General features: G+C 70.9%; 14 protein-coding genes and 1 pseudogene. 7 read left to right on the top strand and 8 right to left on the bottom strand.

Annotated elements, in window-relative coordinates; genetic code table 11:
• Together QSK36_RS42750 and QSK36_RS42745 are read left to right on the top strand one after the other, a co-directional pair.
• Positions 1-1991 (top strand): ATP-dependent Clp protease ATP-binding subunit (locus tag QSK36_RS42750; protein ID WP_285786400.1); only part of this gene is annotated, 1991 nt, incomplete at its 5' end.
• 375 nt (positions 1992-2366) lie between these two features.
• Positions 2367-3302 (top strand): TIM barrel protein, encoded by a 936-nt coding sequence (locus QSK36_RS42745; protein WP_182900684.1) that lies wholly within the window; start codon positions 2367-2369, stop codon positions 3300-3302.
• A gap of 15 nt (positions 3303-3317) precedes the next feature.
• Here the strand turns inward: QSK36_RS42745 and QSK36_RS42740 are convergent, their stop codons facing one another.
• The gene (locus QSK36_RS42740) at positions 3318-4184 is read right to left on the bottom strand and encodes an HhH-GPD family protein (protein WP_139577616.1); all 867 of its coding nucleotides are present in this window, start codon (positions 4182-4184) and stop codon (positions 3318-3320) included.
• A 139-nt stretch (positions 4185-4323) separates the two neighbouring features.
• On the opposite strand from QSK36_RS42740, the gene QSK36_RS42735 reads away from it, so the two are divergent.
• Positions 4324-5025 carry a hypothetical protein gene (locus QSK36_RS42735; protein WP_285786399.1) on the top strand — a complete coding sequence of 234 codons (702 nt, stop codon included), beginning with the start codon at positions 4324-4326 and terminating at the stop codon, positions 5023-5025.
• Between the two features lie 7 nt (positions 5026-5032).
• Here QSK36_RS42735 and disA read toward each other — a convergent pair whose 3' ends face one another.
• The 7 genes from disA to QSK36_RS42700 all read right to left on the bottom strand — a co-directional run bounded on the left by disA (position 5033) and on the right by QSK36_RS42700 (position 10554).
• Entirely contained in the window at positions 5033-6121 is a 1089-nt protein-coding gene (gene disA, locus QSK36_RS42730; RefSeq protein WP_285786398.1) for a DNA integrity scanning diadenylate cyclase DisA, read from the bottom strand.
• 195 nt (positions 6122-6316) lie between these two features.
• Positions 6317-7753, bottom strand: coding sequence for a DNA repair protein RadA (gene radA / locus QSK36_RS42725; RefSeq protein ID WP_183543333.1), 1437 nt, complete (start codon positions 7751-7753; stop codon positions 6317-6319).
• Between the two features lie 63 nt (positions 7754-7816).
• Positions 7817-8455 carry an SRPBCC family protein gene (locus tag QSK36_RS42720; RefSeq protein WP_183543335.1) on the bottom strand — a complete coding sequence of 213 codons (639 nt, stop codon included), beginning with the start codon at positions 8453-8455 and terminating at the stop codon, positions 7817-7819.
• Positions 8452-8865, bottom strand: a complete 414-nt coding sequence (locus QSK36_RS42715) for an ArsR/SmtB family transcription factor (RefSeq protein ID WP_183543337.1) — start codon at positions 8863-8865, stop codon at positions 8452-8454. Before QSK36_RS42715 ends, QSK36_RS42720 begins: the two co-directional genes overlap by 4 nt.
• A 71-nt stretch (positions 8866-8936) precedes the next feature.
• Entirely contained in the window at positions 8937-9251 is a 315-nt protein-coding gene (gene trxA, locus QSK36_RS42710) for a thioredoxin (protein WP_030512307.1), read from the bottom strand.
• Positions 9248-9628 carry a MerR family transcriptional regulator gene (locus QSK36_RS42705; protein WP_182900678.1) on the bottom strand — a complete coding sequence of 127 codons (381 nt, stop codon included), beginning with the start codon at positions 9626-9628 and terminating at the stop codon, positions 9248-9250. Before QSK36_RS42705 ends, trxA begins: the two co-directional genes overlap by 4 nt.
• A gap of 227 nt (positions 9629-9855) precedes the next feature.
• Positions 9856-10554: a class I SAM-dependent methyltransferase gene (locus QSK36_RS42700; protein ID WP_285786397.1), complete on the bottom strand. Its 699-nt coding sequence runs from the start codon at positions 10552-10554 to the stop codon at positions 9856-9858.
• Between the two features lie 163 nt (positions 10555-10717).
• Between QSK36_RS42700 and QSK36_RS42695 the strand changes: the two genes are divergently transcribed.
• From QSK36_RS42695 to QSK36_RS42680, 4 genes and pseudogenes are all read left to right on the top strand, one after another.
• Positions 10718-11533, top strand: a complete 816-nt coding sequence (locus QSK36_RS42695) for a sugar phosphate isomerase/epimerase family protein (protein WP_183543341.1) — start codon at positions 10718-10720, stop codon at positions 11531-11533.
• Positions 11530-12300, top strand: a complete 771-nt coding sequence (locus QSK36_RS42690; RefSeq protein ID WP_183543343.1) for a class I SAM-dependent methyltransferase — start codon at positions 11530-11532, stop codon at positions 12298-12300. The genes QSK36_RS42695 and QSK36_RS42690 overlap by 4 nt, the downstream gene beginning before the upstream one ends.
• A gap of 18 nt (positions 12301-12318) precedes the next feature.
• Positions 12319-12936: a TetR/AcrR family transcriptional regulator gene (locus QSK36_RS42685; protein ID WP_240809210.1), complete on the top strand. Its 618-nt coding sequence runs from the start codon at positions 12319-12321 to the stop codon at positions 12934-12936.
• 224 nt (positions 12937-13160) lie between these two features.
• A pseudogene (locus QSK36_RS42680) lies at positions 13161-13743 on the top strand (Fe-S oxidoreductase); the annotation flags it as partial.

Below are 13743 nucleotides of genomic sequence, written 5' to 3'. Positions count from 1 at the left end.
GTAACCTGACGCAGGCCGCGCGGGAGGGCAAGCTCGACCCGGTGATCGGCCGGGACAAGGAGATCGAGCGGGTCATGCAGGTCCTTTCCCGCAGGACCAAGAACAACCCGGTTTTGGTGGGTGAGCCCGGTGTGGGCAAGACCGCCGTGGTGGAGGGCCTGTCGCAGAAGATCGTCAAGGGTGAGGTGCCCGAGACGCTGAAGGACAAGCAGCTCTACACCCTCGACCTGGGTGCGCTGGTGGCCGGTTCCCGCTATCGCGGTGACTTCGAGGAGCGCCTGAAGAAGGTGCTCAAGGAGATCCGCACCCGCGGCGACATCATCTTGTTCATCGACGAGCTGCACACGCTGGTCGGCGCGGGCGCCGCCGAGGGCGCCATCGACGCCGCGAGCATCCTCAAGCCGATGCTGGCCCGCGGTGAGCTGCAGACCATCGGTGCCACCACGCTCGACGAGTACCGCAAGCACCTGGAGAAGGACGCCGCGCTCGAGCGGCGGTTCCAGCCGATCCAGGTGGCCGAGCCGTCGCTGTCGCACACGATCGAGATCCTCAAGGGTCTGCGGGACCGTTACGAGGCGCACCATCGGGTGTCGATCACCGACGGCGCGCTGGTGGCCGCGGCGACGCTGGCCGACCGGTACATCAGTGACCGGTTCCTGCCGGACAAGGCGATCGACCTGATCGACGAGGCCGGCTCGCGGATGCGGATCCGCCGGATGACGGCGCCGCCGGACCTGCGCGAGTACGACGAGAAGATCGCGAACGTCCGGCGGGAGAAGGAGTCCGCGATCGACGCGCAGGACTTCGAGAAGGCCGCGGCGCTGCGGGATCAGGAAAAGCAGCTGCAGCTCAAGCGGGAGCGGCGGGAGAAGGAGTGGAAGGCCGGCGACATGGACGTCGTCGCCGAGGTGACCGAGGAGCTCATCGCCGAGGTCCTGGCCACCGCCACCGGCATCCCGGTGTTCAAGCTGACCGAGGAGGAGTCCCAGCGGCTGCTCCGGATGGAAGACGAGCTGCACAAGCGGATCATCGGTCAGGACGACGCGATCAAGGGGCTGTCGCGGTCGATCCGCCGCACCCGCGCCGGTCTGAAGGACCCGCGCCGTCCGGGTGGGTCGTTCATCTTCGCCGGTCCTTCGGGTGTCGGTAAGACCGAGCTGTCCAAGGCGCTGGCGGAGTTCCTGTTCGGCGACGAAGACGCGCTGATCATGCTCGACATGTCCGAGTTCATGGAGAAGCACACCGTCTCGCGGCTGTTCGGCTCCCCGCCCGGATACGTCGGATACGAAGAGGGCGGCCAGCTGACCGAGAAGGTGCGGCGCAAGCCGTTCTCGGTGGTCCTGTTCGACGAGATCGAGAAGGCCCACCCCGACATCTTCAACTCGCTGCTGCAGATCCTGGAGGACGGTCGGCTGACCGACGCCCAGGGCCGGGTGGTGGACTTCAAGAACACCGTCATCATCATGACGACCAACCTCGGCACCCGGGACATCTCCAAGGGCATCGGGGTCGGGTTCGCCCGCGCCAACGACACCGAGTCGAACTACGACCGGATGAAGGCCAAGGTGCAGGAGGAGCTCAAGCAGCACTTCCGGCCGGAGTTCCTCAACCGCGTCGACGACATCGTGGTCTTCCACCAGCTGACGCCCAAGGAGATCATCCAGATCGTGGATCTGATGCTCGCCCAGGTGGCCGAGCGGCTCAAGGACCGCGACATGGGCCTGGAGCTGACCCAGGCCGCCAAGCAGCTGCTGGCCGACCGCGGGTACGACCCGGTGATGGGCGCCCGTCCACTGCGCCGCACGATCCAGCGGGAGCTGGAGGACACGCTGTCGGAGAAGATCCTCTACGGCGAGCTGCGGCCGGGCCAGGTCGTCAAGATCGACATCGAGGGCGAAGGCGACGCCGCGAAGTTCACCTTCACCGGTGAGGCGAAGAGCCCGGCGGTCCCGGACTCTGCGGCCTCCATCGCCGAGGCGGTCCAGCGCTGATCCGCCTGCGATAACCCGTTCCACCCGAGGGGCGCTCCGTGAGGAGCGCCCCTCGGCGTTTTCCGCCGTACCTCGGTCACGGTGCGGTCACCTTCGTGCCGAGAAGGTGAGAACCGGTATCACGCCACCGGACGTAGTACTACACTGTGTAGAGTCCGCTCGCGGTATGCCATATGCGCGGGTGGACGGCATGTCATCCCTGCGGCGTACCGGACAATCCGCTGCGGGGCGGACGCGTAGGACCGGGCGCACGAGGGAAGCTCGGTCCGCCCGGGAGAGATCCCGGCGGTAGGAGGACCGGAGTCCCATGCGGTCGGGACACGCCCTGTGGGCGAATTGGCGGTCCGGAAGTGCACAAGCCCTTGGAGGCACCTGATGCGCCTGTTGCACGACGACGGGACGCTGGTTCACCTGGCCTACAACGCGGGCGTACATCCCGCCGAGGATCTGGAGAACCTGATCGCCCACCTCACGCGCTACGCCGTGCCGGTGCGCAGGAAGCTGGGAGTCGACCGGCTGGGCGTCGGCCTGTGGCTGGCTCCCGCCGTGGCGGACCACCTCATCGCCGATCGCATCGAGCTCGTACGGCTGCGCCGGTCGCTGGAGGAGCGCGGCCTGGAGTGCGTCAGCCTGAACGGCACCGGCGGGCGCAACCAGGAGGTTCCCGGACCCGACTGGGCCAAGCCCGAGCGCTACCGCTACACCATGGCGCTGGCGAAGATCCTCGCGTTCCTGCTGCCCGACGACGTCCAGTCGGGCAGCATCTCCACGATCCCGATCGGCTGGCGCCGCGACTGGCCCGCCGACCTGCATACCATCGCCTCCCGCCGGCTCGAACGGCTGTCGCGTGAGCTGCGCGGCCTCTACAGCGTCACCGGCAAGATCGTCAGGGTCGGCTTCGAGCCCTGGCCGGGCTGCGTGCTGGAGACCACCGAGCAGGCCCTTGAGCGGGTCTGCGACATCGACTCCGATCACCTCGGCGTCTGCCTGGACGCCTGCCACCTGTCCTGCGGCGCAGAGGAGCCCGACGCGGCGCTGCGCGGGCTGGCTCTCGCCGGGGCTCCCGTGGTCAAGCTGAGCCACGTGCACAACCACAGCCAGGAGATCCCCAGCACCCAGCCGGTGATCGCCGACACGCTCACCGCGATCCTGTCCGGAGCGGTGAACGGCACCGCGCACGTCGAGGTGGAGGCCCACGACCTGACCTCCCCCAAGGCGAAGGGGCCCGCCGCCCTGGTGGCGAAGCTCGCCGACGAGCTCGACTGGACCCGCCGCAACCTCACCGCGCTCGGCCTCAAGCTCGCCGCCTGACAGGCGCCCAAGGCGTCAGGAGGGCAACTGGTAGGTGCCGTCGGGGAGTACCTCGGCCAGGCCGTCGTCCAGGAGGCCGTCCAGTGCGCGCTCGCGCTGCACGTGGTCGGCCCAGACGGCGTCCAGCGCCTCCTTGGGGACCGGCCCGTGCGCCTCGCGGAGCACGGCGAGCAGGCGCCCGCGGCACTGCCGGTCGGTCCCCGCGTACGTCTGGCCCTGCCGCGCCGGGCCGTCGTGGGCCGGACGCCCGGCCAGCCGCCAGGCGCACTGCGCGGTGACCGGGCAGCGCTCGCAGCGGGGCGCCCTGGCCGTGCAGACCAGTGCGCCCAGCTCCATCACGGCCACGGCCCAGCGAGGCGCGCCCACCGGGGGCACCAGTGACTCCGCGAGCCGCCGCTCGGCCGCCGTGGGCGCCTTCGGCGGGTACTCCTCGCCGCGCACCGCTCTGGCGAGCACCCGCCGCACGTTCGTGTCCAGCACCGCGTGGCTGCCGCCGTACGCGAAGCTGGCCACGGCCGCCGCCGTGTAGTCGCCGATCCCGGGCAGGGCCCGAAGTTCGTCGTAGGTGGACGGCACGCGGCCGCCGTGGTCGGCCGTGACGGCCCGGGCGCACGCGTGGAGGTTGAGCGCCCTGCGCGGGTAGCCGAGCCGCCCCCAGTGGCGTACGGCCTCGCCGGGGGACTCCTTCGCGAGCGCTTCCGGGGTGGGCCAGCGCTCCATCCACTCGGTCCAGACGGGCAGCACCCGGGCGACGGGCGTCTGCTGGAGCATGATCTCGCTCACCAGGATGCCCCACGGGGTCGCGTCGGGACGCCGCCAGGGCAGGTCGCGGTTGTGCTCGGCGTACCAGTCGAGGATGGGCTCACGCAAGGAGGCGGACACGCCCCGACTGTACCGAGAGCCGCGCTGCGGAGCGTACGGCGCCCGATTGCGCAAAGACCCGGCGAGGCTGTGATCTGGAGAAGGACAAGGTTCAGCGAGCCGTTACCTCTGGCCCGCCAGGGCTCTCCATACTGTGCGTATGGATCCGGACACTTTCCGTGGTGACGTGGGCGTCGAGGGGGCGGACGTCTACTGGCGCCGCCGGGTGTCGGTGCTCACGGGGATGCTCGTCGTGGTGGCGGTCGTGGCATGGGCGTGCAGCAGCGCCTCCGGACGGCCGGACGAGACCGCCGCCGCCGTCAAGGCGACGCCCTCCGACCGGCTGGTCGTCTCGCTGCCCGCCGGGCTGGCTCCGAAGACGCCCGCCGTCTCCGGCGCCGCCGTCCTGGGGCAGCCGTCGCCGTCCGCTTCCGCGGGCGTATCGCCCTCGCCCGGCAAGCCGCGGCGCCCGGGCGACCCCTGCGACGAGAAGGACCTCGTGCTCGCGCTGCAGGCCGGCCAGGACGTGTACGGCAAGGATGTCACGCCGACCTTCCTGCTGACGGTCGTGAGCACGGGCAAGGTCGAGTGCACGGTGGACGTCGGGCCGCGCACGCTGGAGATGCGGGTGCTGTCGGGCGGCGAGCGCGTGTGGTCGACGGCCGACTGCGTGGCGGGCGACGGCGTGGACAGGCAGTTGCTGGAGCGCGGCATCCCCTACGTCCGCTCGATCCGGTGGGACCGCCACCGGTCGGGGAGCACGTGCGCCGGCAAGCGGTCGCCCGCCGACCCCGGCACGTACGTCGCGACCGCGCATTCGGGCCGGCTGAAGAGTCCGAAGATCGTCTTCCACCTGCGCTGACCGAGACCTACAGGTAGCGCTCCAGGATGGACGACTCGGCGAGCCGGGACAGGCCCTCGCGGACGCTGCGCGCCCGCGTCTCGCCCACGCCGCCGACGGCCTGGAGGTCGTCGGTGCTGGCCGCGAGCAGCTTCTGCAGGCCGCCGAAGTGGCTCACGAGCCGGTCGACGATCGCCCCGGGCAGGCGGGGGACCTTGGTGAGCAGCCGGAAGCCGCGTGGGCTGACCGGCGTGTCGAGCGCGTCGCCGCCGTGGTGACCCAGAATCTGCGCCACCTTCGACAGGTCGAGCAGGTCGCCGGAGGACAGCTCGTCCAGCTCCCGCATGGCGTCGGCGTCCCCATACGGACGCGCGCCGAGCGAGCCGGGCGCGTAATCGCGGATGATCTGCACGCGGTCGGTCTCCACGCCCGCGAACAGCTCGTCGAGCTGGAGCGACAGCAGCCGCCCGTCGGTGCCGAGCTCGACGACGTATCCCTCGATCTCGCGGGCGATGCGGCGGACCATCTCCAGGCGCTGGACGACCGCGGCCACGTCGCGGACCGTCACGAGGTCCTCGATCTCCAGGGCCGACAGGTTGCCGGAGACCTCGTCGAGCCGCTTCTTGTAGCGTTCGAGCGTCGCCAGGGCCTGGTTGGCCTTGGACAGGATCGCGGCCGACTCCTCAAGCACGTAGCGGATGCCGTCGAGGTAGAGCGCGATGATCCGCATCGACTTGCTGATCGCGATGACCGGGAGCGAGGTCTGCCTGGCCACCCGCTGCGCGGTGCGGTGCCGGGTGCCGGACTCGTCGGTGGGGATGGCCGGGTCGGGCACGAGGTGCACGGCGGCCCGCACGATCCTGAGGTGGGCCGTGTCGAGCACGATCGCGCCGTCCATCTTGGCCAGCTCGCGCAGGCGGGTCGCGGAGAACTCGACGTCGAGCGTGAACCCGCCGGTGCAGATGTCCTCGACCGTGCGGTCGTACCCGAGGACGATCAGGCCGCCGGTGTGGCCGCGCAGGATGCGCTCCAGCCCGTCACGCAGCGCCGTCCCCGGGGCGAGCGCGGCGAGCACGGCCCTTCTGCGGTCGTCGATCGCCTTGTCGTTGTCCAGCACATGCACCCCAGTGGGCTCGCCCGGTCGTTATCCGTCAGATCGTCTTCCTACCGATCCCTTGTCGCGGCGAGATCCGCGAGGCGCTCCGCGGGCGCCCTGTGAAGCCCCTCGGGGGCGCGGGGGCGAGGCCACGGCCGACGGGGCAGGCAACAGAGTTTACCGGCGTGACGCCGTGCTCACCGGTGTGACGACCGATCACCTCGATGACCTCATGAGGTTGAGCGCGTCCCACACGTTCTCCACCTCCGTGACCTCGAAGCCCGGCGCGAACGGCGTCGTGCGGCCGGTCGGCGAGCGCAGCGCCACGAGCCGGCCGCGGCTCGCCGACGCCTCCAGACGTGGGCCTTCCTCCTCCAGCGAGCCGGTGGGCACCAGCGCCCTGGTGAAGCCGAGCCGGGCCGCCTCGGCCAGCCGCCGCCGGACCTCCCGCACCGGCCGCAGTTCGCCGGCCAGGCCGACCTCGCCCAGCGCGACGAGCCCGGCGGGCAGGGCCTGGTCGCCGGCCGCGCTGACGACCGACAGCATCAGCGCGAGGTCGACGGCGGGGTCGGTCAGGCGGATCCCGCCCACGGTGGCCGTGAAGACGTCGCACTTGCCGATCTTGGCGTTGAGCCGCCGCTCCATGACGGCGAGCACCATCGCCACCCGGTAGGAGTCGAGGCCGGAGGACGTGCGGCGGGGCTGGGGAGCCTCGGTCGGGCCGACCAGGGCCTGCAACTCGGCCGGGATCGGCCGGGTGCCCTCGATGGTCACGGTGACGCAGGTGCCCGGCACCGGCTCGGGATGGCGGGAGACGAACAGCCCGCTGGGGTCGGTGATCCCGGTGATGCCGCGCTCGTGCAGGTCGAAGCAGCCCACCTCGTCGATCGGGCCGAACCGGTTCTTGATCGCGCGCACCATGCGCAGCCGCGAGTTGCGGTCGCCCTCGAAGTGGAGCACGACGTCCACCAGGTGCTCCAGCACCCGGGGCCCGGCGATCGTGCCGTCCTTGGTGACGTGGCCGACGAGCACGGTGGACATGGCCCGCTCCTTGGCGAGGCGGACCAGGTTGCCGGCGACCTCCCTGACCTGGGTCACGCCGCCGGGCACTCCGGTCGCGTCGGCCGAGCCGATCGTCTGGACCGAGTCGACGATGAGCAGGCTCGGCTGCACCTTCTCGACGTGCGCCACCAGGGCCGACAGGTCGGTCTCCGCGGCCAGGTAGAGCCTGTCCTCGATCGCGCCGATGCGATCGGCGCGCATGCGCACCTGGGCGGCCGACTCCTCGCCGGTCACGTAGAGGACGGTCTCGCCGCTCGCGGTGCGGGCGGCGGCCTCCAGCAGCAGCGTCGACTTCCCGATGCCCGGCTCTCCCGCCAGGAGCACGACCGCGCCCGGGACGAGGCCGCCGCCGAGCACGCGGTCGAGCTCGGGCACTCCGGTCGTCCGCGAGCTGACGGCCTCGGCCTTCACCTGGCCGATCGGGACGGCGGGGGCGGAGACCGCGCCCGGCTTGACCACGTGGACGCCCTGGCGGGCCCCGGCCTCCTCGACCGTGCCCCACGCCTGGCACTCCCCGCACCTGCCGACCCACTTGACCGTGGTCCAGCCGCACTCGCCGCACCGGTACGCCGGTTTCGCTGCCTTGCTCACGTGCGGGAGGTTACCGGCCGCCGCCGACAATCCCTTCCGGAAGAGCGGCGGCAAGGCGGAGAACTAGTTCGCCGGCTTCTCCGGCACGTAGAAGGCGGTGGTGCCGGCGACCGCGGCGGTCACCACGTCCTCCGGCGCGCCGGAGGCCCGGTATGCCTCGCCCCACAGGTCGCTGCTGAGCCTCATGAGCTCGCGTGCCTCCTCCGACTGCTCCCACGCCGAGGGGTCGTCGAGCATCTCGCCGCGCAGGTGCAGCCCGAGCCCGAGCACCGCCAGGTCCCAGCCGACGCCCGTGGCCCCCGGTCCGAACCGGTCCCAGAACTCCGGCGGCACCACGGCGACGTGCTCCAGTTCGAACACGGTGCGGCCGTCGCCCTCCGCGTTCAGCCGCACCTCGACCTCGCTGAAGCCGGGGTTCTCGCCGAACAGCCAGCTCACCCGCAGCAGCCGGGGCGGCTCGCACCGCAGGATCTCCCCGCCCGCGTTGCCCTGGAGCTGGTAGTGCCCGCCGAGCTTCAGCTCGCCGCTCACCGGAAGGAACCAGCGGCTGATCCGCTCGGAATCGGTGCAGGCGTCCCACACGTCCTCGATCCCGGCGTCGTAGGTGCGCCGCAGCAGCACCGTACGGGCCTCGCCTTCCTGCAGGTCGCGCGTGCCGACCGCGCGGTGTACTTCGTTGATCTGGTCGATGAAGTCGCTCATTGCCGCTCTTCCTCGTCGGTTCGTCCGTCGTGGGCTGCGTGATGGGCAGCGTGATGGGCATCGCCGCCGCCGTGCCGCCGTCCGAGTCGCTGCTCCCGTCTGCCCCGCGCCAGTTCGGTGCCGAGCGCGTCGAGCCGCTGTTCCCCCAAGCCGCGGAACCGCTCCAGCCAGGCGTCGACCTCCCGCAGAGGCTCGGGTTCCACGGCGTACAGCCGCCGCGTGCCCTCGGCCCGTACGGACGCCAGTCCTGACTCGCGGAGCACTCGCAGGTGCTGGGAGATGGCCGGCTGAGAGATCCCGAACTCGGCGCGGATGACGGAGGTGAGCGCCCCCGACGTCTGCTCGCCTTGGGAGAGCAGCTCCAGGATCCGGCGTCGCACCGGATCCCCCAGCGCGTCGAATGCGTGCACGCGCCCACTATGCCGATAGCCGCTTATAGAAGTCAACACTTATATAAGCGGCTCTCGGCAGACGGACGTGACTAGAAGTGGCCCGCGAGGTCGGCGAGCAGCAGGCGCTTGGGCTTGGCGCCCCTGATCTGCTGGACGATCTCGCCGTCCCGGTAGAGGTTCAGCGTGGGAAAGCCCAGGACGTTGTAGCGCTGGGCGATCTCGGGGTGGTCGTCGGCATTGATCTTGGCCACGGTGAGGCGGTCGCCGTACTCGGCGGCGATCTCCTCCAGGATCGGGGCGATCATCTTGCAGGGCGGGCACCAGTCGGTCCAGAAGTCCACCAGCACGGGCTTGTCGCTGTGCAGCACCTGCTCGTCGAAGTTCTCCGCGGTCAGCGTGATCATGACTCTCCTCGTCGTGTCAGCAGGCAGCCGGGGCAGGCGTCGGCGAACTGTGCGGCCACCTCCGAGCGGCGGGCCAGCAGGTCGCGGATCTGCCGGTCGATCTCGGCGAGCTTGCGCCGGTAGACGGCGACAGACTCGGGGCAGGAGCCCCCGGACGGGTGTCCGGACCGCAGGCAGTCGACGAACGGGCGGGCGTCGTCCAGCGTGAAGCCGACCGACATCAGCTCCCGGATCTCGGTGACGATTCGGACGTCCGACTCGTCGTACTCGCGATATCCGTTCGCCGAGCGGCGCGACCGGATGAGCCCCCGCTGCTCGTAGTAGCGCAGCGCTCGGGGGCTCACTCCCGCACGCCGGGCCAGCTCGCCGATCCGCATCGGCCCTCCTCGGCTGTCCTGGATCGTGCCTGACAAATCAAGCCCTGCTGCGCGGGGGCCAGGCGGCGCCTCGCTGCGTTGTCGTCGTCGCCGATAACGCTGTTATCGGCTCCTCCTCCGCCTTGCGATGCATCCACCTGGCCCCCGCTCGCGACGGGCAGCATTTGCCAGACACTCCCTGGGCACGACGGTAAAGCTTGACGCCGGTGACAAGGTCAAGCCCGGATTCAGAATTCCCGCCACCTCAGGACGTTCGGGTAGTCGATCTCCAGGCCCTCGACTTCCCGCAGCGCCTCGCCGGCCACCTCGGGCGTGAACTCGATGCGCAGCACCGCCTCCAGGTCGGCCCTGGAACGGAACGTCATCCGCAGGTCCAGTTCCTCGCGCCGCCAGCCCTGCCGGGACCAGAAGCGTTCCACGGCCTCCGGGGCGTAGGACGGCAGCGATCGGCGGAACCAGCGGCCGAACGCGCCGCGCGAGGCGTCCACGTCCACCACGAAGGCCGCGCCGCCCCGACGCAGCACCCGCCCCAGCTCGCGCAGGCCGGGCTCGCAGCCGGGCCCGAAGAAGTACGCCCATCGCGCGATCGCCACGTCGGCCGACGCGTCGGGGAGGGGCAGCGCCTGCGCGGTGCCCGTACGCACCGAGACGTTGGGCAGCGACGCGCAGCGGGCGGCGGCCTGGGCGGCCAGGCCGCCGTGCGGCTCGACGCCCACGACCCGCCCGGCGGACGCGGCGAGCGTGGACAGGTGGAAGCCGCTGCCGCAGCCGATCTCGACCACGGTCGCGCCGTCCCAGGGCCGTACGGCCCGCATCGCCGACTCGGCCGCGCCCGCGGGTCCCACGGCGAGGTTCTCCAGCTCGTAGATCTGGGGAGTGTTCCAGATGTTCGGACTGGGTACGGCCCCGCTCACGATCCGTGCCATGCGCCCCACATTAGTTCGCGACCTTGGGTAGTTGATTGTGGCGAAGCGGCGTACGGCGCGGGTGCGGCTTAGGCTGGATCCGTGAACGGGCGCAGGGAGCGAACGGACGGCCACGGCCACGGGACTGGAACGTGCCCGGGGGCCGCCAGGGGAGGCTGGCCTCATGAGTGACATCCGCGTGCCCAGCGGCAAGGTGGCGCTGTCGACGGCGTCGGTGTACCCGGAGCGTACGCCGGACGCCTTCGAACTGGCCGCCCGGCTCGGGTACGACGGCGTAGAGATCATGGTGGGACAGGACCCGGTCAGTCAGGACATCGAGGTCCTCCAACGGCTGCGCGACCACTACCAGATCCCGATCCTTGCGGTGCACGCGCCCTGCCTGCTGGTGACCCAGCGGGTATGGGGCCGCGACCCATGGCTGAAGCTGCGCAGGGCCCGCGAGGCGGCCGAGCGGCTGGGCGCGCAGACCGTCGTCGTCCACCCGCCCTTCCGCTGGCAGCGCGACTACGCCAAGGAGTTCGAGAAGGGCCTGGCCCGGATGCGCGAGGAGACCGACGTCGTCTTCGCGGTGGAGAACATGTTCCCGCTGCGGGCCAGGGGCAACGAGGTCGTGCCGTACGCGCCGGACTGGAACCCCGTCGACTACGACTTCCCCGACGTGACGCTCGACCTGTCCCATACGGCGGTGTCCGGGTCCGACGCGATGGAGATGGCGACCAAACTGGGCGAGCGGCTGGCCCACCTGCACCTGGCGGACGGGGTGGGCACCACCAACAAGGACGAGCACCTGGTGCCCGGCCGGGGGTCGCAGCCCTGCGGGCCGATCCTGGAACGCCTGGCCGGCAACGGCTACCGGGGCCTGATCGTCCTGGAGATCAACACGCGCAAGGCCACCAGCCGCAGCGAGCGGATCGAGGACCTGACCGAGGCGCTCGCCTTCGCGAGGCTCCACTACGCCGCCTCGTCGACGGCCTCATGAACGAGCGGCTCGCGGACAGCCATCGGGTCTTCGACCGCGTCTCCCAGGAGTACGACGCGGCGAGGCCGCACTACCCGGAGGCCCTCTACGTCGCGCTGGAGACCCTGTCGGGGGTCCGGCTCGCCGGGGCGACCGTGATCGACGTCGGAGCGGGCACGGGCATCTCGACCCGGGGCCTGCTCGACCGCGGCGCCCGGGTCGTCGCCGTGGACCGCGGCGAGCGGATGCTGGCCCGCCTGCGCGCCCGTACGGCGTGCCCGGCCCTGCTGGCCGACGGGAACGACCTGCCCTTCCGCGCGGGCGCGGCCGACCTCGTGACGTACGCCCAGTCGTGGCACTGGCTCGACCCGGCGCTGTCGGTGGCCGAGGCCGTACGCGTGACCGGGGACGGCGGCGCGGTCGCGGGCTGGTGGAACAGCGTGGACCCCGGCAAGGCGGACTGGCTGGCGGCCAACCAGGTGCGGCTCGCCGAGTCGTGCCCCGGCTATATCGGGCCCGTGCTGCCCGGGTGGAGCATGCCGCCGATCGCCGCGGCCATGTCCGACGCCGGCCTCGTCGTGGCGAAGACCTGGGTCGACTGGACCAGGTCGGTGCGGCTGGAGGACTTCCTGACCGACCTGCGCTCCCACTCGTACATGGCGAGGATGGAGGGCGACGTGGTGGCGGAGCTGCTCGCCCGGGAGCGCGCCGAGCTCGGCCGAGTCTTTCCCGACGGGCGGCTGACCGTCCCCATGCGCGTGTATCTTGCGGTGGGCCGCAGGGGCTGAGCTGGAGCGGGGAGCGACGTGACGACGGAGGTGCCGGAGGTCTCGGGCGGCAGGCGGCGACCGGGGCGGCGACCCGGCCGCCGTCCGGGCGCGGCGGACACCCGCGGGGAGATCCTGGCCGCGGCGCGCCGGGTCTTCGCGGAGAAGGGGTTCGACAAGGCGACGATCCGCGGCATCGCCCGGGAGGCCGGTGTCGATCCGGCTCTCGTCCATCACTACTTCGACAGCAAGGAGGGGATGTTCGTCGCGGCCATGCGGCTGCCGATGGACCCCTCGTCGGTGCTTCCCCTCATCCTGTCCGGGCCGCGTGAGGAGGTCGGCGAGCGCCTCGTCCGCTTCATCCTGACGATGACGGCGGACCCGGCGGCCAGGGAGCCGCTGCTGGGGCTGGTGCGGACGGCGATGGTGAACGAGCAGGCCGTCGGCATGGTCCGGGAGTTCTTCACGACGGCCGTCCTCGGCCGGGTGGCCGAGGCGCTGGACGTTCCGCCGCTGCGGATGGAAGCGGCCTTCGCGCAGTTGTTCGGCGTGGTCATGACGCGGTACATCCTCAGGTTCGAACCGATGGCCTCCGCCGACGTCGAGGAGATCGTCGCGCTGCTGGGCCCCACCATGCAGCGTTACCTGGCCGGATAGATTACGAGCGCCCCTCTCATACCCTCTTGTAGAGCTTTGTTCTAGTATCGTGCCGTCGGCGGGAAACGCAGTGACCAGTGCCACTCGCCGAGCGTGACCCAGGATAAGTTACTCGCCGGTACCATTCGGGAAGCGTAGGCGTTATCCACAGGGCGGGACTCCCCGCCCACGCGAGGGCGCCGCGCTCCTACGCTGGCCGCCGACGTTCGATATGGGAGGGACTCGTGCTCTGGGTAGCGATTGTGGGCCTCGTCGCGACCGCCGTGGCGGTCGCACTGGCGGGCCGCCGCGTGCTGTTCCTCTACCGGCTCGCCACCAGCGGCCAGCCGGCCCCGGAGCGGATCGAGTACGCCAAGGAACACGCCGGCGCCGAGATCAAGGCCCAGCTGGTCGAGGTCTTCGGCCAGCGCAAGCTGCTGAAGTGGACCCCCTCCGGCACCGCCCACTTCTTCGTCATGTGGGCGTTCTTCATCCTGCTGACCGTCTACATCGAGGCGTACGGCGCGATCATCCAGGGTGCGATCACCGGGCACTCGGACTTCCACATCCCGCTCATCGGGACCTGGCCGGTGCTGGGCTTCCTACAGGACTTCATCGCGGTCGCCTGCCTGCTCGGGCTGGTCGCGTTCACCGCCATCCGGATCAAGAACTCGCCGAAGAAGCTCGGGCGCGGCTCCCGCTTCTCCGGCTCCCACCTGGGCGGGGCCTGGCTGGTCCTGTTCATGATCTTCAACATCATCTGGACGCTGTTCCTCGCCCGGGGCTCCGCGGCCGCCAACGGCAACTTCCCCTATGACTCGGGTGCCT

The organism is Microbispora sp. NBRC 16548, assembly GCF_030268985.1.
GTDB classification, from domain to species: Bacteria; Actinomycetota; Actinomycetes; order Streptosporangiales; family Streptosporangiaceae; genus Microbispora; species Microbispora catharanthi.
The sequence above is the reverse complement of the archived record's forward strand: the minus strand, read 5'-3'. Positions and strand labels throughout refer to the sequence as shown.

Coding starts and splice junctions, on each gene's coding strand:
- QSK36_RS42690 (WP_183543343.1), top strand. CDS start 11,530: ATGAACGAGCGGCTCGCGGACAGCCATCGGGTCTTCGACCGCGTCTCC.
- QSK36_RS42745 (WP_182900684.1), top strand. CDS start 2,367: ATGCGCCTGTTGCACGACGACGGGACGCTGGTTCACCTGGCCTACAAC.
- QSK36_RS42705 (WP_182900678.1), bottom strand. CDS start 9,628: ATGCGGATCGGCGAGCTGGCCCGGCGTGCGGGAGTGAGCCCCCGAGCG.
- QSK36_RS42695 (WP_183543341.1), top strand. CDS start 10,718: ATGAGTGACATCCGCGTGCCCAGCGGCAAGGTGGCGCTGTCGACGGCG.
- trxA (WP_030512307.1), bottom strand. CDS start 9,251: ATGATCACGCTGACCGCGGAGAACTTCGACGAGCAGGTGCTGCACAGC.
- QSK36_RS42735 (WP_285786399.1), top strand. CDS start 4,324: ATGGATCCGGACACTTTCCGTGGTGACGTGGGCGTCGAGGGGGCGGAC.
- QSK36_RS42700 (WP_285786397.1), bottom strand. CDS start 10,554: ATGGCACGGATCGTGAGCGGGGCCGTACCCAGTCCGAACATCTGGAAC.
- QSK36_RS42720 (WP_183543335.1), bottom strand. CDS start 8,455: ATGAGCGACTTCATCGACCAGATCAACGAAGTACACCGCGCGGTCGGC.